Source organism: Ramlibacter alkalitolerans, from assembly GCF_016722765.1.
Classification (GTDB): domain Bacteria; phylum Pseudomonadota; class Gammaproteobacteria; order Burkholderiales; family Burkholderiaceae_C; genus Ramlibacter; species Ramlibacter alkalitolerans.
This window is the reverse complement of sequence record NZ_JAEQND010000005.1, coordinates 302874-319384: the sequence shown is the minus strand read 5'-3', so window position 1 is coordinate 319384 and position 16511 is coordinate 302874. Positions and strand designations below refer to the sequence as shown.

The 16511-nt window shown below is 69.6% G+C and carries 17 protein-coding genes and 1 riboswitch; of the genes, 11 read left to right on the top strand and 6 right to left on the bottom strand.

From position 1 onward, the window contains the following. Positions 1 to 33: 33 nt before the first annotated feature. The gene (locus JI746_RS10875) at positions 34 to 588 is read right to left on the bottom strand and encodes an adenine phosphoribosyltransferase (RefSeq protein ID WP_201689388.1); all 555 of its coding nucleotides are present in this window, start codon (positions 586 to 588) and stop codon (positions 34 to 36) included. Between the two features lie 7 nt (positions 589 to 595). Next, the gene (locus JI746_RS10870; protein ID WP_201689386.1) at positions 596 to 2581 is read right to left on the bottom strand and encodes a cation:proton antiporter domain-containing protein; all 1986 of its coding nucleotides are present in this window, start codon (positions 2579 to 2581) and stop codon (positions 596 to 598) included. Positions 2582 to 2627: 46 nt separating this feature from the next. On the opposite strand from JI746_RS10870, the gene JI746_RS10865 reads away from it, so the two are divergent. The 4 genes from JI746_RS10865 (at position 2628) to JI746_RS10850 (ending at position 5596) form a co-directional block, all read left to right on the top strand. Then, positions 2628 to 3641, top strand: a complete 1014-nt coding sequence (locus JI746_RS10865) for a KpsF/GutQ family sugar-phosphate isomerase (protein WP_201689384.1) — start codon at positions 2628 to 2630, stop codon at positions 3639 to 3641. Continuing rightward, positions 3641 to 4186, top strand: a complete 546-nt coding sequence (locus JI746_RS10860; RefSeq protein WP_330892985.1) for a KdsC family phosphatase — start codon at positions 3641 to 3643, stop codon at positions 4184 to 4186. Before JI746_RS10865 ends, JI746_RS10860 begins: the two co-directional genes overlap by 1 nt. A gap of 62 nt (positions 4187 to 4248) precedes the next feature. Continuing rightward, a complete protein-coding gene (lptC, locus tag JI746_RS10855) occupies positions 4249 to 4818 on the top strand; it encodes an LPS export ABC transporter periplasmic protein LptC (protein WP_201689540.1) in 570 nt (189 codons plus the stop codon). Between the two features lies 1 nt (position 4819). Further along, positions 4820 to 5596 carry an SDR family oxidoreductase gene (locus JI746_RS10850; RefSeq protein WP_201689382.1) on the top strand — a complete coding sequence of 259 codons (777 nt, stop codon included), beginning with the start codon at positions 4820 to 4822 and terminating at the stop codon, positions 5594 to 5596. Positions 5597 to 5895: 299 nt separating this feature from the next. Here the strand turns inward: JI746_RS10850 and JI746_RS10845 are convergent, their stop codons facing one another. The 3 genes from JI746_RS10845 to JI746_RS10835 all read right to left on the bottom strand — a co-directional run bounded on the left by JI746_RS10845 (position 5896) and on the right by JI746_RS10835 (position 8494). After that, positions 5896 to 6402 (bottom strand): RNA recognition motif domain-containing protein, encoded by a 507-nt coding sequence (locus tag JI746_RS10845; protein WP_201689380.1) that lies wholly within the window; start codon positions 6400 to 6402, stop codon positions 5896 to 5898. A 268-nt stretch (positions 6403 to 6670) separates the two neighbouring features. Then, positions 6671 to 7066 carry an RNA recognition motif domain-containing protein gene (locus JI746_RS10840; protein WP_201689378.1) on the bottom strand — a complete coding sequence of 132 codons (396 nt, stop codon included), beginning with the start codon at positions 7064 to 7066 and terminating at the stop codon, positions 6671 to 6673. Between the two features lie 225 nt (positions 7067 to 7291). After that, positions 7292 to 8494, bottom strand: a complete 1203-nt coding sequence (locus tag JI746_RS10835) for an ammonium transporter (RefSeq protein WP_201689376.1) — start codon at positions 8492 to 8494, stop codon at positions 7292 to 7294. Between the two features lie 121 nt (positions 8495 to 8615). Beyond that, a riboswitch (yybP-ykoY riboswitch) is annotated at positions 8616 to 8795 on the top strand. Between the two features lie 8 nt (positions 8796 to 8803). On the opposite strand from JI746_RS10835, the gene JI746_RS10830 reads away from it, so the two are divergent. The 6 genes from JI746_RS10830 (at position 8804) to JI746_RS10805 (ending at position 14090) form a co-directional block, all read left to right on the top strand. Beyond that, on the top strand, positions 8804 to 9361 hold the full coding sequence (locus JI746_RS10830; protein WP_201689374.1) for a TMEM165/GDT1 family protein: 558 nt from the start codon (positions 8804 to 8806) through the stop codon (positions 9359 to 9361). A 262-nt stretch (positions 9362 to 9623) separates the two neighbouring features. After that, complete coding sequence (gene metX / locus JI746_RS10825) at positions 9624 to 10793, top strand: homoserine O-succinyltransferase MetX (protein ID WP_201689372.1); 1170 nt, start codon at positions 9624 to 9626, stop codon at positions 10791 to 10793. Continuing rightward, a complete protein-coding gene (metW, locus tag JI746_RS10820) occupies positions 10790 to 11374 on the top strand; it encodes a methionine biosynthesis protein MetW (RefSeq protein WP_201689371.1) in 585 nt (194 codons plus the stop codon). The genes metX and metW overlap by 4 nt, the downstream gene beginning before the upstream one ends. Before the next feature lie 205 nt (positions 11375 to 11579). Beyond that, entirely contained in the window at positions 11580 to 12590 is a 1011-nt protein-coding gene (gene denD, locus JI746_RS10815; RefSeq protein WP_201689369.1) for a D-erythronate dehydrogenase, read from the top strand. A gap of 13 nt (positions 12591 to 12603) precedes the next feature. Next, a complete protein-coding gene (otnI, locus tag JI746_RS10810) occupies positions 12604 to 13431 on the top strand; it encodes a 2-oxo-tetronate isomerase (RefSeq protein WP_201689367.1) in 828 nt (275 codons plus the stop codon). A gap of 71 nt (positions 13432 to 13502) precedes the next feature. Next, positions 13503 to 14090: an IMPACT family protein gene (locus JI746_RS10805; protein ID WP_201689365.1), complete on the top strand. Its 588-nt coding sequence runs from the start codon at positions 13503 to 13505 to the stop codon at positions 14088 to 14090. 120 nt (positions 14091 to 14210) lie between these two features. Here the strand turns inward: JI746_RS10805 and JI746_RS10800 are convergent, their stop codons facing one another. Beyond that, complete coding sequence (locus JI746_RS10800) at positions 14211 to 14963, bottom strand: DUF72 domain-containing protein (RefSeq protein WP_201689363.1); 753 nt, start codon at positions 14961 to 14963, stop codon at positions 14211 to 14213. A gap of 57 nt (positions 14964 to 15020) precedes the next feature. Between JI746_RS10800 and JI746_RS10795 the strand changes: the two genes are divergently transcribed. Then, on the top strand, positions 15021 to 16484 hold the full coding sequence (locus tag JI746_RS10795; RefSeq protein WP_201689361.1) for a M20 family metallopeptidase: 1464 nt from the start codon (positions 15021 to 15023) through the stop codon (positions 16482 to 16484). The last annotated feature ends 27 nt before the right edge of the window (positions 16485 to 16511 follow it).

Sequence of the window (16511 nt, the reverse complement as noted above, 5' to 3'; positions counted from 1 at the left end):
CTCTCCCCTCTCGGCAGCGGGGAGGGCGCAGCTTCAATGCCCCTCGAAGTGCACGAGGGTGAACAGGTCCAGCCCGCCTTCGCGCAGCTTCTGCGACCCGCCCAGCTCCGGCAGGTCGACGATCGCGGCGCCTTCGATCACGGTGCCGCCCAGTTTTTCCAGCAGCTTCTTGCCGGCCATCATGGTGCCGCCGGTGGCGATCAGGTCGTCGATCAGCAGCACGCGCTGGCCGGGCTTCACCGCGTCGGTGTGCAGTTCCACGGTGGCACTCCCGTATTCGAGCTCGTAGGTCTCCTCCACGGTCGTGAAAGGCAGCTTGCCCTTCTTGCGGATCGGCACGAAGCCCACGCCCAGCTCGTAGGCGATCACCGAGCCGAGGATGAAGCCGCGCGCATCGAGGCCCGCGACCACGTCGGGGCGGCGGTCCATGTAGCGGTGCACGAAGGCGTCGATCAGCACGCGGAACACCTTGGGGTCCTGCAGCAGCGGCGTGATGTCGCGGAACTGCACGCCGGGTGCCGGCCAGTCCGGCACCGTGCGGATGTGGCTGCGCAGGTACTCACCGACGCCGAACGGAATCTGTTGCATGGATGTTTCAGCCCCGCAGGAGCATTTCCTCGGCCAGCGCCAGCGTATCCGGGCGGCCTGACAGGACCAGAGTATCCCCGTCCTCGAGGGGCGGGTCCGAGGCCGGGTCGAGCACCCGGCCGTTGCTGCGCCGCAGGCTCACCACGCGCACGCCCTGGTCGCCCAGCGGCAGCTGGCTGAGCACGCGCCCGAGCGTCTCCGCCTCGGGCGGCAGCGTCACGGTGGACAGGCGCTCCTGCTCGAAGTCCTGCCCGCCGTCGTCGTCGGCGCCGTGGAAGTAGCCGCGCAGCAGGTTGTAGCGCGCATCGCGCTGGTCGCGCACGATCCGGATCACGCGCCGCATCGGCACGCTCACGAGCGCCAAGGCGTGGCTCGCCAGCATCAGCGAGCCTTCGAGCGTTTCGGGCACCACTTCGGTGGCGCCGGCCTTCTGCAGCTTCTCCAGGTCGCGGTCGTCCTTGGTGCGCACGATCACCGGCACCTGGGGTGCGTGCTGGCGCGCGGCGCCCAGCACCTTGATCGCACCGGGCACGTCGAGGTAGGTGATGACCACGGCACTGGCGCGCACCAGGCCGGCGGCGATCAGGGCCTGCAGCCGCGAGGCGTCGCCGAACACCACCGAGTCGCCCGCCGCGGTGGCCTGGCGCACGCGGTCGGGGTCGAGGTCCAGCGCGATGTAGGGGATGCCCTCCTGCGCCAGCATGCGGGCCACGTTCTGCCCGCAGCGCCCGTAGCCGCAGATGATGATGTGCCGATTCGCATTGATGGAGCGGCGCGCGATCTGCGTCATCTGCAGCGACTGCATCATCCATTCGCTGGCCACCAGCTTCATCACGATGCGGTTGCTCCACTGGATGATGAAGGGCGTGGCCAGCATCGACAGCACCATGCTCGCCAGCACCGGGTTCAGCAGCGCCGGCGGCACCAGGTTGTTCTGCTGCGCCAGGGCCAGCAGCACGAAGCCGAATTCGCCCGCCTGCGCGAGATACAGGCCGGTGCGCAGCGACACGCCCGCAGTGGCGCCGAACACCTTGGCCAGCCCGGTCACCAGCAGCAGCTTGAAGAGCACCGGCAGCGTCATGAGCACCAGCACCAGCTCCCATTCCCGCGCCACCGGCCGCCAATCGAGCAGCATGCCGATCGTGATGAAGAACAGGCCCAGCAGCACGTCGTGGAAGGGCCGGATGTCGGCCTCCACCATCACCTTGTATTCGGTCTCGGAGATCAGGATGCCGGCGATGAAGGCGCCCAGGGCCAGCGACAGGCCCGCCAGTTCGGTCAGCCAGGCCAGGCCCAGCGTCACCAGCAGCATGTTCAGCACGAACAGTTCGTCGCTCTTGCGCCGCGCCACCAGGGTGAGCCACCAGCGCATCAGCCGCTGGCCGCCCGCCAGCAGCAGCGCGATCAGCACCGCCGCCTTGACCGCGGCGATGGCCACCTCGCGCAGCAGCACTTCCGGCGGGCTGCTCAGGGCCGGGATCAGCACCAGCAGCGGCACCACCGCAAGATCCTGGAACAGCAGCACGCCCATCACGCGCTTGCCATGCTCGCTTTCCAGCTCGAGCCGGTCGGACATCAGCTTGACCACGATGGCGGTGCTGCTCATGGCCAGTGCGCCCGAAAGGGCCAGCGCGCTCTGCCAGCCCATGGGCGCGTACCGGGGCAGGTAGTAGGTCAACGCGAAGGTGCCGATGGTGGCCGGCAGCACGGTCAGCAGCACCTGCGACAGCCCCAGGCCGAACACGTGCGTGCGCATCGCCCGCAGCTTGCCCAGGTTGAACTCGAGCCCGATCACGAACATCAGGAACACGACGCCGAATTCCCCGAGGTGGCGCACGCTCTCCGAGTCGTCGGCCAGCGCCAGCGCATTGGGCCCGATCAGCACGCCGACCACCAGGTAACCCAGCATCGCCGGCAAGCGCAGCATCCGGCACGCCACCACCCCCAGCACGGCGGCCAGCAGGTAGAGCAGCGTCAGCTCGAGCGAGGTCATGCCCCGATGCTATCTGACGGCCGCCGGGCACCCCTAGAATCCCCGGATGACGGTTTCAGCCCCCACCCTCCCTGCGCAGCCGGCCGGTTTCGAACCTGATCGCGCCATGCGGCTCGCCAGGGAGACCCTGGAGATCGAATCGGCGGCGCTGCTGGGGCTGAAGTCGCGCCTCGGCGAGAGCTTCCCGCAGGCGGTGCAGGCCCTGCTCACCGTGCGCGGCCGCGTGGTAGTGATGGGCATGGGCAAGAGCGGCCACGTCGGTCGCAAGATCGCCGCCACGCTCGCCTCCACCGGCACGGCGGCGATGTTCGTGCATCCGGCCGAGGCCAGCCACGGCGACCTCGGCATGATCAAGCCGGTCGACCTGGTGCTGGCCATCTCCAACGGCGGCGAGAGCGACGAGATCACGGCGATCCTGCCGGTGCTCAAGCGCCTCGGCGTGCCGCTGCTGGCGATGACGGGCAAGCCGCATTCCACGCTGGCGCGCCACGCCGACATCGTCCTGGACAGCGGAGTGGAGAAGGAAGCCTGCCCGCTGAACCTCGCCCCCACGGCCAGCACCACCGCGCAGCTCGCGCTGGGCGATGCACTGGCCGTCGCCCTGCTCGATGCGCGCGGCTTCCGGCCCGAGGACTTCGCCCGCTCGCACCCGGGCGGCGCGCTCGGGCGCAAGCTGCTGACCCACCTCACGGACGTGATGCGCAGCGGCGATGCCATCCCCGCGGTGCTGCCCGAGGCGAGCTTCACCCAGCTGATGCGGGAGATGAGCGTCAAGGGCCTGGGCGCTTCCGCCATCGTCGACGAGGCCGGCCGCGTCTTGGGCGTCTTCACCGACGGCGACCTGCGCCGCCTGATCGAGAAGGGCGCCGACCTGCGCGGCGTGAAGGCGCGCGAGGTGATGCACCCGAACCCGAGGACGATCCATGTCGATGCGCTCGCGGCCGAGGCCGCGCAGATGATGGAGCAGCATCGCATCACCAGTGTGCTGGTGGTGGACCCGGACGGCAAGCTGGTGGGCGCCGTGAACAGCAACGACCTGATGCGCGCTAAAGTCATCTAGTGACCCAGCCTGCCTTGAGCTTCCCGCCCGAACTCCTGCTGGCCGCCCAGGGCGTGCGCGTGGCCTTCTTCGACGTCGACGGGGTGATGACCGACGGCGGCATCCTGTTCTCCGACGAGGGCGAGACGCTCAAGCGCTTCCACATCCTCGACGGGCTGGGGCTGAAGCTGCTGCAGCGCGCCGGCATCACGCCGGTGGTGATCACCGGCCGCGATTCCAGGCCGCTGCGCCGGCGGCTGGAGGCGCTGGGCGTGCAGCACGTGCACTACGGCACCGAGGAAAAGCTGCCGGCGGCGCAGGCCTCGCTGGCCGCGCTCGGCTTCGAGTGGGCGCAGGCGGCGGCCATGGGCGACGACTGGCCCGACCTGCCGGTGCTGCGGCGCGTCGCGCTGCCGGTCGCGCCGCCGCACGCGCACATCGAGGTGCGGGCCTGCGCGCGCCACGTCACGCAGGCCGCCGCCGGCCAGGGCGCCGCGCGCGAGTTCTGCGACCTGCTGCTGGTGGCCAGCGGCCAGTACGCGCAGCTGCTGGAGGCGTACCGGTGACCCCGCTGCGCGGCTTCGGCCGTGCCTGGGACCGCATCACGATCTACCTGCCGGTCATCCTGATGGGCCTGCTGGCGCTGGGCACCTACTGGCTGGCGCGCACCACGCCCACCTTCGCGCCCAGTGCGCGCGAAGCGCCGCCCACCCACGATCCCGATTACTTCCTGCGCGGCTTCTCGGTGAAGTCCTTCGACGCCAGCGGGCGCCTGAAGAGCGAGATCCGCGGCATCGAAGCGCGGCATTTCGCGGACACCGACACGCTGGAGATCGACGAGCCGCGCATCCGTTCCTTCAGCCAGGAAGGCGCGGTGGTGGTCGCGAGCGCGAAGCGCGGCATCAGCAACGCCGACGGCTCGCAGGTGCAGTTGATCGGCAATGCGGTGGTCACGCGCGAGGCGCCGCCCGAGCGGCGCGCCACCGAGGCCAAGGTGGAGATCCGGGGCGATTTCCTGCACGCCTTCATGGACCAGGAGCGGGTGATCTCCGACAAGCCGGTGACGCTCATCCGCGGCAGCGACGTGTTCCACGGCAACAGCCTGGACTACGACAACCAGAAGCGCGTGCTGCAGCTGGTGGGCGCCGTGCGCGGGACGCTGCAGCCCAAGCCGCCGGCGTCCGCGCCCTCCCCCTGACATGGCGCCGCTCGCCTTCATCACCGGCGCCTCCAGCGGCATCGGCCAGGCGCTCGCGGCCCGCCATGCGCGCTCTGGCTGGAACCTGGCGCTGGTCGCGCGGCGCGGGGGCGAGATGGCCGAATGGGCCCGCGCCCAGGGCCTGCCGGCGCAGCGCTGGCGGGTGTACGCCGCGGACGTCGCCGACATCGACAGCATCGCCGCCGCCGGCGCCGCCTGCCTGGCGCAGCAGGGCCTGCCCGATGTGGTGATCGCCAATGCCGGCATCAGCCTGGGCGTGGACACCGCGCTGCGCGAGGACATCGACGTGCTGGCGCGCGTCCTCGCGGTCAACACCGTGGGCGTGGCGGCGACCTTCCAGCCCTTCATCGCGCCGATGCGGCAGCGGCGCAGCGGCCGGCTGGTGGGGATCGCCAGCGTGGCCGGCATCCGCGGCCTGCCCGGGCACGCGGCGTACTGCGCGAGCAAGGCGGGGGTGATCAGCTATTGCGAGAGCCTGCGCGGGGAACTGCACGGCACCGGCGTGCGCGTGGTGACGATCGCGCCGGGCTACATCGACACCCCGCTGACGCGGAAGAACCGCTATGCGATGCCCTTCCTGATGCGCCCGGAGGACTTCGCCGAACAGGCCTTCCGCATCATCGAGGCGGGACGCAGCTACCGGGTGATCCCGTGGCAGATGGGCGTGGTGGCGAAGATCCTGCGCGCGCTGCCGGATCCCGTGTTCGACCGGCTGCTGGTGGGCCGCGCGCGCAAGCCGCGGCATACGCCGGACTGACCCCTCGTCATTCCGCGAAGGCTGGCTCCGCCGTCATTCCCGCGAAGGCTCCCCCGTCATTCCCGCGAAGGCGGGAACCCAGGGCTCCCGATGACACGCGCCGCGCGCGTGCCCTGGATCCCCGCCTTCGCGGGGATGACGCAAGCAATAGCGGGGATGACGCAGGCAACAGCGGCGATGACGCAGGCAACAGCGGGGATGACGCAGGCAACAGCGGGGACGACGCAGGCAACAGCGGGGACGACGCAAGCAGCAAAAAGGCTCCCGCAGGAGCCTTCGTTCAGCGCGAACGCGCGCGATCAGTAGCTGTTGCCGCCGCCACCGTAGCCGCCGCCACCGCCGGAGCGGCCGCCGCCACGCGGGCCGGCGCCATACGGGCTGCGGAAGCCGCCGTCCTGGCCGCCACCACCGCCGCCGCGGCGATCGCCGCCGCCGCCACCACCGTAGCCGCCACCGCCGGAGCGGCCACCGCCACCGCCGCCGCCGTAACCGCCGCCACCTCCACCACCGTAGCCGCCGCCACCACCACCGCCGCCGAAGCCGCGCGGGCGGTTGTTTTCCATCGGGCGGGCCTCGTTGACAACGATGCTGCGACCGCCCATGGGCTGGCCGTTCATGCCGTTGATGGCAGCCTGGGCTTCCGCCTCGCTGCCCATTTCGACGAAACCGAAGCCCTTGGAACGGCCGGTCTCGCGTTCCATCATCACCTTGGCGCTGGTGACCTGGCCGAACTGGCTGAACGCCTGTTCGAGGTCGCTGTCGCGCACCTGGTAGGGGAGGTTGCCTACGTACAGTTTATTGCCCATTCAATGGGACTCCCGAAAAAAACATTGAACCGATAGCGATGGAGTCCCGAAAACGCATTCAACCGACTGACGCGAAAGGCACCTGTCCAACGCAACCCACGTGTAAAGCTTGACCACGCGAAGCCATTATGAAGCAGACCGATGGGAGCGTGACAAGGGGGCGAAACCGGGGGCGCGGCAAAAAAGAACGATGGTGCCGTGCGGCGGCGGCCAACAAAAAAGGGCCCGAGGGCCCTTTTCTTGGATTGCGAGGACTGGCCTGCGCGTATCAGTAACGGTCGCGGCCACCGCCGCCGTAGCCGCCACCGCCGCCGCCTTCACGACGGCCGCCGCCGAAGCCGCCACCGCCGCCGCCACCGAAGCCACCGCCACCCGAGCGGCCGCCGCCACCGAAGCCGCCGCCACCGGAGCGCGGCTCCATCGGGCGCGCTTCGTTCACGACGAGGCCACGGCCGCCGACCTGCTGGCCGTTCATGCCCTGGATCGCGGCTTGCGCCTCGGCGGCGCTGCCCATCTCGACGAAACCGAAGCCCTTGGAGCGGCCGGTGTCGCGCTCCATCATGACCTTGGCGCTGGAGACCGCGCCGTACTGGCTGAAGGCCTGCTGCAGGTCGTCATCGCGGTAGGAATAGGGGAGGTTCCCCACGTAAAGCTTGTTGCCCATTCAAGGACTCCTGAGAAAAGAAACGCTGCAAAGCGATGGAGTCCGCAAACGCAATCAACAACCACGCGAGACCGACAAACACCGCATACTCGTGGACCCCTGTGGAATCCACGGCGGCCATTATGCCCGGTGTTTGCCTTTGTGTGCCTCCGGGAAGTTCCGGAGCCCCCACGGCCGCGCCACCTGCGGCGCAGGCGCGACAGGGCCGCAGGCCCTTTTCCTGCCCTACCAGTTGGCCTCGCGTTCCGGCGTCGAGCCGATCCTGTGGATCGCGAGGTCGGCCCCGTTGAACTCCTGCTCCGGCGACAGCCGCAGCCCGATCACGGCCTTGAGGATGCCGTACAGCGCGAAGCCCGACACCAGCGCCCAGGCCACCCCCAGGGCGCTGCCGATGACCTGCGCGCCCAGGCTCACGCCGCCCAGCCCCGCGAAGGCCTTGCTGCCGAAGATGCCGCAGGCAACGCCGCCCCACAGGCCGCACAGGCCGTGCAGCGGCCAGACGCCCAGCACGTCGTCGATCTTCCAGCGGTTCTGGGTCAGCGTGAACATGGCGACGAAGATCGTCCCGGCGATGCCGCCGACCGCCAGCGCGCCCACCGGATGCATGACGTCGCTGCCGGCGCAGACAGCGACCAGCCCGGCCAGCGGCCCGTTGTGGACAAAGCCCGGGTCGTTGCGCCCCAGCAGCACGGCCGCCAGCGTGCCGCCCACCATCGCCAGCAGCGAATTGACGGCGACCAGCCCGGAGATCTTGTCGATGGTCTGCGCACTCATCACGTTGAAGCCGAACCAGCCCACCGTCAGGATCCAGGCGCCCAGCGCCAGGAAGGGGATGTTGGAGGGCGGGTGTGCCGAGATGCCGCCGTCCTTGCGGTAGCGGTTGGCGCGCGCGCCCAGCAGCACCACGGCCGGCAGCGCCAGCCAGCCGCCCACTGCGTGCACCACGATCGAGCCGGCGAAGTCGTGGAACTCCTCGCCGGTGAGCGACTTGATCCAGCCCTGGATGCCGAAGCGCTGGTTCCACGCGACGCCCTCGAACAAGGGATAGATCAGGCCGACGATCACCGCCGTGGCGATCAGCTGCGGGCCGAAGCGGGCGCGCTCGGCGATGCCGCCGGAGATGATGGCCGGGATGGCCGCCGCGAAGGTGAGCAGGAAGAAGAACTTCACCAGGTCGTAGCCGCTGCGCGCCACCAGCTGGTCGGCCCCGACGAGGAAGCTGGTTCCATACGCCACGCCGTAGCCGATCAGGAAGTAGGCGACCGTGGAGACCGAGAAGTCGACCAGGATCTTGACCAGCGCATTGACCTGGTTCTTCTTGCGCACGGTGCCCAGCTCGAGAAAGGCGAAGCCCGAATGCATGGCCAGGACCAGGATGGCGCCCAGCAGGATGAACAGGACGTCCGAGCCCTGTTTTAGTGCTTCCATTGTTGCCTCTTTGGGATGAATTGCTTCGTTATGGTGCGTTTGGGCCTCATTCAGGGCCTCTGCACCAAACTAAAGCAATATCCAAGCCCATCAGCGTGCACGCGCACTGTCGGGTACAATGCGCGCAGTCATTGGGGAGTAGCCTCCCTTCATCCTCGAAAGGGGCTGGCGTCAACAGACTTGGAACCCCGCGTTCCATGGCGCCCGCGATCCGCGATTTGGCGAGACCTTTGACTGTGCAGCCTCCGTTTCAGGCCGGGGATGCTGTGCAGTCAATGGTGCGTGTTCGCCGGCCGGAGTCCCTCTTGCATGGAAGCCTTCCTCGTCTCCACCGGCATCGTCGCGCTCGCTGAAATGGGCGACAAGACGCAGCTGCTGTCCCTCGTCCTCGCCGCGCGCTTCCGCAAGCCCTGGCCGATCGTGCTGGGCATCTTCGTCGCCACCCTCTTCAACCATGCGCTCGCCGGCGGCCTCGGCAGCTGGGTGACGCACGCGCTCGGCCCCGACGTCCTGCGCTGGGTGCTGGGCGGCTCCTTCATCGTCATGGCGCTGTGGATGCTGATTCCCGACAAGCTCGATGACGAGCAAGCCGACAGCGCGCCGAAGTACGGCGTGTTCGCCACCACGGTGGTCGCCTTCTTCCTGGCCGAGATGGGCGACAAGACGCAGGTGGCCACGGTGATGCTGGCTGCGCGCTTCAACGCCTGGGCAGCGGTCGTGGCCGGCACGACGCTGGGCATGATGCTGGCGAACGCCCCCGTCGTCTGGTTCGGCGACGCGATCACCCGCAAGGTGCCGATCCGCGCCGTCCACGTGGTGGGCGCGATCGTGTTCCTGGTGCTGGGGGTGCTGGCGCTGGTGAAATAGGCGTCATCCACGCGCCCCCTCGTCATCCCCGCGCCACCTGTCATCCCCGCGCCAAACTGTCATCCCCGCGCAGGCGGGGATCCAGGAAGCCGCGCCGCGCGCGGCCATCGGGAGCCCTGGATTCCCGCCTCCGCGGGAATGACGGGGGAACGGGGCTATACTTTTCCCAGCGCCGATTTGCCTCGCTTGCGGGCGCTCAATAAATGCCGCTAAAGAAGGCCGGAACCCGGCCCGCTTCAGCGGGGCCGGGTTCTTCGCTTCCATGTCCTTCATCGCCACGCCCCAGTCCATGCAGTTCGACGCGCCGCTTGCGCTGCAAAGCGGCGCCTCGATCCGCGGCTATTCGCTCGCCTACGAGACCTACGGCACGCTCGACGCCGACCGCAGCAATGCCGTCCTGATCTGCCACGCGCTCAACGCCTCGCACCACGTCGCCGGCGTCTACGCCGGCCAGGAGAAATCCGAAGGCTGGTGGGACACCATGATCGGCCCCGGCAAGCCGGTGGACACCGAGCGCTTCTTCGTCATCGGCGTCAACAACCTCGGCTCCTGCTTCGGCTCCACCGGGCCCATGCACGTGAATCCCGACACCGGCCGCGTCTACGGCGCGGACTTCCCGGTAATGACCGTGGAGGACTGGGTCGACGCGCAGGCCCGCCTGCTCGATGCGCTCGGCATCCGCACGCTGGCCGCGGTGATGGGCGGCAGCCTCGGCGGCATGCAGGCGCTGTCGTGGACCCTGCAGTACCCGGAGCGCGTGCGGCACGCGGTGGTGGTGGCGAGCGCGCCCAACCTCACGGCCGAAAACATCGCCTTCAACGAAGTCGCCCGCCGCGCCATCGTGACCGACCCGGACTTCCACGGCGGCCACTTCTACGAGCACGGCGTGATCCCCAAGCGCGGGCTGCGCATCGCCCGCATGGTCGGCCACATCACCTACCTCTCCGACGACGTGATGAACGAGAAGTTCGGCCGCCAGTTGCGGGAAGGCCTGGACCTGCGCTACACGACGCAGGACATCGAGTTCCAGATCGAGAGCTACCTGCGCTACCAGGGCGACAAGTTCAGCGAGTACTTCGACGCCAACACCTACCTGCTGATCACCCGTGCGCTGGACTACTTCGACCCGGCCAAGCGCACCAACGGCAACCTCACCCGTGCACTCGCCGTGGCGCGGGCCAGGTTCCTGCTCGTGAGCTTCAGCACCGACTGGCGCTTCTCGCCCGCGCGCAGCCGCGAGATCGTCAAGGCGCTGCTGGACAACCGGCGCGACGTGAGCTACGCCGAGATCGACGCGCCGCACGGCCACGACGCCTTCCTGCTGGAAGACCCGAAGTACCTCGCCGTCGTGCGCTCGTACTTCGACCGCATCGCCGCGGAACCGGTGGAGGCGAACGGCGTGACGGACCTGCCGATGGGAGCGGTTCTGTGACCGATAAGGCGACCCTGCACACGATCGCCAAGTTGGTGCCGCCCGGCTCGCGCGTTCTCGATCTGGGTTGCGGCGACGGCGCGCTGCTGGACTTCCTGCAGCGCCATCGCGGCTGCAGCGGCTACGGCATCGAGATCGCCGACGAGAACGTGCTGGCCTGCGTCAAGCGCGGCGTCAACGTGATCCAGCTGAACCTCGACCAGGGCCTCACGGTGTTCGAGGACGACTCGTTCGACGTCGTGCTGCAGATCGACACGCTGCAGCACCTGCGCAATGCCGAATGGATGCTGCGCGAGACGGTGCGCGTGGGCAAGGTGGGCATCGTCGCGTTCCCGAACTTCGCCCACTGGCCCAACCGGCTGTCGATCGTGCGCGGCCGCATGCCGGTGACCAAGCGCCTGCCTTACCAGTGGTACGACACGCCCAACATCCGCGTCGGCACCTACAAGGACTTCGAGGTGCTGGCGACCCGCAACCGGCTGACGATCCTCGACGCCTTCGGGCTGCAGGACGGCGAGGAGCGGCGCCTGCTGCCGAACCTCACCGCGAGCACCGCGGTCTTCAAGTTCGAGCGCGGCTGAGCCGGTGGTGCCCTTCGGCGAGGCGCTGAAGTTCCAGCGCAAGCCGGGCTTCATCAGCTTCGGCGGGAGGTGGCCCTGTTCCGCTTCAAGGCCGGCGTGATCCCCGTCATCGCCGCCTGCGCGCTCGTGGGCAGGGTCCTGCGCCTGGCGGGCCTGGCCTGAGCCCGCGTATGCTTGCCGTCGCATCCACGGAGACACCCGCCACATGAACATCCTGATCACCGGAGGCAGCGGCTTCCTCGGCGCGCGGCTCGCGCGCACCCTGCTCGCCCGCGGCGCGCTGGCGCTGGCCGGCGGCGCCCGCCAGCCCATCACGTCCATCACCCTCACCGACCGCGCGGCGCCGCCGCAGGACCTGCAGGACGACGCCCGCGTGCGCTTCGTCGGCGGCGACCTGAACGAGCTGCTGGCCGGCGGCCAGTTGCCGCAGGCCGGCACCGACTGCGTGTTCCACCTGGCGGCGGCGGTGAGCGGCGAATGCGAGGCCGATTTCGACCTCGGCATGCGCAGCAACTTCGAGGCGACGCGCGCGCTGCTGGCCAACTGCCGCGCGCTCGGCACGCAACCGACGGTGGTCTTCGCGAGCTCGCTGGCCGTGTTCGGCAAGCTGCCGGACCGCCCCATGCCCACCGGCATCGACGACTTCACGCTGCCCACGCCGCAAAGCAGCTACGGCATCCAGAAGTTCATCGGCGAGCAGCTCATGGCGGACTATGGCCGCAAGGGCTTCATCCGCGCCCGCAGCGTTCGCCTGATGACGGTGAGCGTGCGCCCCGGGCGCCCGAATGGCGCCGCCTCGGGCTTCCTCTCGGGAATGCTGCGCGAGCCGCTGGCCGGCCTGCGCGCCCAGGTGCCGGTGGCGGCGCAGACGCTCGTTGCGCTGGCTTCGCCGGGCCGCACCATCGAAGGCATCCTCCGCGCCGCCGAAAGCACGGACGCCGAATGGGGGCCGCTGACGGCCGTCAACCTGCCGGCCCTGCGCACCACGGTGGGCGAGATGGCGGCGGCGCTGGAACGCGTGGCCGGCACGGATGCGACCGGCCTGCTGGACTGGACGCCCGATCCCGCCATCGAGCGCCTCGTGAGCACCTGGCCCGGCGACGTGAAGTCGACGCGCGCCCAGGGCCTGGGCCTGCAGCCGGATGCCGATTTCGAAAGCATCCTGCGCGAGTACGTGGGCGAGAACCCGCAGGCCGTGAAGCTGCCGGTGCGCTGAGGGAAGACCCGCCATGCCGCGTTTTGCCGCCAACCTGTCCATGCTCTATCCCGAGCATGCGTTCCTGGACCGCTTCGAGGCCGCTGCCCGCGACGGCTTCCAGGCCGTCGAATACCTGTTCCCCTACGACTTCGATGCCAAGGAGCTGGCCGCGCGCCTGCAGGCCCACGGCCTGCAGCAGGTGCTGTTCAACGCCCCGCCCGGCAAGTGGGACGAAGGCGAGCGTGGGCTGGCGTGCCTGCCCGGTCGCGAGCAGGAGTTCCGCGAGGGCATCGTGCGCGCCCTGCAGTACGCCGAGACGCTGAACTGCCCGCGCGTGCACGTGATGGCCGGCCTGGTGCCCAAGGACGCCGACCGCAGCGCGCTGCGACCGACCTACATCGACAACCTGCGCTGGGCGGCGCGCGAGGCGGCGAAGCAGGGCGTGAACCTGCTGCTGGAGCCGATCAACACGCGCGACATCCCCGGCTTCTTCCTCAATCGCCAGGACGAGGCGCACCAGCTGCTGTCGGAGATCTCGGCGCTGAACGTGCAGGTGCAGATGGACCTGTACCACTGCCAGATCATCGAGGGCGACGTCGCCATGAAGATCCGGCAGTACCTGCCGACCGGTCGCGTCGGCCATTTCCAGATCGCCGGCGTGCCGATGCGCAACGAACCGGACCTGGGCGAGCTGAACTTCGACTACCTGTTCTCCGTGATCGACGAGGTCTCCGCCGCCTGCGGCTGGGACGGCTGGGTCGGCTGCGAATACCGGCCGGCCCGCGGCGCGCAGCCCGGGGGAACCAGCGCCGGCCTCGGCTGGATGCGCAAGGCCCCGGCGACCGGCGCCGGAACGTAGGCCGGCGGCGAGCCGCGACAGCGCCCGAACCCGGCGCTCGCTGCGCCACGCCGCCGCGTTACCCTCCCCGCATGGCCCTCACCCTGGCGCATCCTGTCCACAGCGAACTCCTGATCAAGAAGAGCCGCTTCATCGGCTGCGTGCAGCCGGTGGCCGGCCGCAGCGAGGCGCAGCAGGTGGTCGAGGCGCTGCGCCTGCAGCATCCAGGCGCCGCGCATGTCTGCTGGGCGCTGCTGGCGGGCGGCCAGTCGGCGGCCAACGACGATGGCGAACCCGGCGGCACGGCGGGGCGGCCGATGCTGGAGGTGCTGCGGCACCAGCAGCTCGAAGGCGTGCTGGCCACGGTCGTGCGCTACTTCGGCGGCGTGAAGCTTGGCGCCGGCGGGCTGGTGCGGGCGTACACCGATGCCGTGGCGCAGGCGCTGCTGAAGGCGGAGAAGCTGCCGCTGCGGCGCACGCTGCAGTTCGCGTGCCGGGTGCCGTATGCGATGGAGGGGATGGTGCGGCGCGAGCTGCAGGAGGCCGGGGCCGTGCTGGGGGCGGTGGCGCACGAGGATGCGGTGCAGCTGGCGTTCACGGTGACGGAGGATGTGGCGCAGGGGCTGCGGGCGCGGCTGAATGAGTCGGGGCAGGGGCAGCTGGTATGGATCGACGCGTAGTCGTCATCCCCGCGCAGGCGGCGCGCAGGCGGGGACCCAGGGCAGCACGCGCGCAGCGCGTGACATCGGGAGCCCTGGATTCCCGCCTCCGCGGGAATGACGGCCGGGCCGCGCTGACGGCTACGGGCGCAACTGCCGCAGGAACTCCATTGCTGCCGCCGGATTGCGCTCCTTCGCGGCGCTGATGAAGAACACGAAGGCTTCCTTGCCCGCATCCATCGCCACCCACTCCTGTGCGGCCCGCACCCAGGGCGTGATCTGCTCCGGGGCATAGCCGCTCGGACACTCGGACACGCTGCGCATCAGCCGCAGGTACGCCAGGTCGCTGCGCGCATGCGGGATCTGCGGGAACTTGTCGGAGTCGGTATAGACCGTCGTGCAGCCGTGCCGCGCCAGCAGCTCCAGGTACTCCTCGCAGGCGAAGCTCGGGTGGCGCACATCGAGCACGTGCCGCAGCGGCCGGCCCTGCACCTCGGTGGGCAGCAGGCGCAGGAACTGCTCCAGGTCGTCGGGCCGGAACGGCGTCGTCGGCATCAGCTGCCACAGGATCGGCCCGAGCTTGTCGCCCAGTTCCGCGATGCCGCTGCCGATGAAGCGCTCGATGCCTTCGGCGGCCCCGGCCAGCTCGCGGCGGTGGGTGGTGAACCGGTGGGCCTTGAGCGCGAAGACGAAGCCTTCCGGGGTCTCGTCGCGCCACTTGGCGAAGGTCGACGGCTGGAAGGTGCTGTAGAAGGTCCCGTTCACCTCGATCGCGGTGAGCTGCCGGCTGGCGTAGTGCAGCTCCTTGCTGTGCGCCAGCCCGGCCGGGTAGAAGTTGTTGCGCCAGGGCTCGAAAGTCCAGCCACCGACGCCGACGTGGATACGTTGTTGCATAGGGTTTCCCGCGGCGCATCCTAGCCCAGCGGACGACTGCCGCGTACAGTTGCGGGCATGAACAAGCCCCGCGATCTCCCCTCCACCATCCTCGACAGCGCGCTGGCCCTCGACCAAATTTCGCGCCAGTGGGACGGCGACATCGTGCGCCAGCTCACCGACTACATCGCCATCCCCGCCAAGTCGCCGGGGTTCGACCCGCAGTGGGAGCAGCATGGCTACATCGAGACGGTGCTGCGCAACGCGGCGCAATGGGTGGAGGCGCAGAAGGTCGCGGGCCTGAAGCTCGAGATCGTGCGGCTGCCCGGTCGCACGCCGGTGCTGTTCTTCGAGATCGAGGCGACCAAGGCCGACGCCCACACCATCCTGATGTACGGCCACCTGGACAAGCAGCCCGAGTTCACCGGCTGGCGCTCCGACCTGGGCCCCTGGACGCCCAAGTACGAGGACGGCAAGCTCTATGGCCGCGGCGGCGCCGACGACGGCTACGCGGTGTACGCCAGCATCGCCGCGGTGCAGGCGCTCAAGGCGCAGGGCAAGCCGCATGCGCGCATCGTGGGCATCATCGAGACCTGCGAGGAATCGGGTTCCTACGACCTGCTGCCCTATGTCGACGCGCTGCGGCCGCGGCTGGGCGACGTGGGCCTGGTGATCTGCCTCGATTCCGGCGCCGGCAACTACGACCAGCTGTGGCTCACCACCTCGCTGCGCGGCCTCGCCGGCGGCACGCTCAAGGTGCAGGTGCTGACCGAGGGCATCCATTCCGGCGACGCCTCGGGCCTGGTGCCTTCCAGCTTCCGCATCATGCGGCAGGTGCTCGACCGGCTGGAGGACAGCAAGACCGGGCGCCTGCTGCCGCAAAGCTTCCACTGCGAGATGCCGGCCGACCGCCTCGCGCAGGCGCAGGCCACCGCCGCCATCCTGGGCGAGGAGGTCTACAAGCGCTTCCCCTGGGCCCACGCCGACTGCGGCGGCTCCACCAGCTTCACGCTGCCGACCACCACCGACCCGGTCGAGGCGCTGGTCAACCGCACCTGGAAACCCACGCTGTCGGTGACCGGTGCCGAAGGCCTGCCCGCCCTGCAGGACGCCGGCAACGTGCTGCGCCCCTACACGGCCTTCAAGCTGTCGCTGCGCCTTCCGCCCCTGGTCGACGCGGCGCAGGCGGTGCAGGAGCTCAAGACGCTGCTGGAGGACAACGCACCCTACCAGGCGGTGGTGACCTTCGAGGCGGGCAGTGCCGCCTCCGGCTGGAACGCCCCGTCCACCACGCCCTGGTTCGAGCAGGCGCTCAACGCCGCCTCGCTGGCGCACTTCGGCGCGCCGGTGGGCTACATCGGCCAGGGCGGCACGATTCCGCTGATGAACATGCTGTCGCAGGGCTTTCCGCAGGCGCAGATGATGGTCTGCGGGGTGCTGGGTCCGCGCAGCAACGCGCACGGGCCCAACGAATTCCTGCACGTCCCCTACGCCAGGCGCCTCACCGCGGCCGTGGCGGAAGTGATGGCACAGATGCCCTGAGCGTTCCCGGCGGGGAACCCTCCAAAG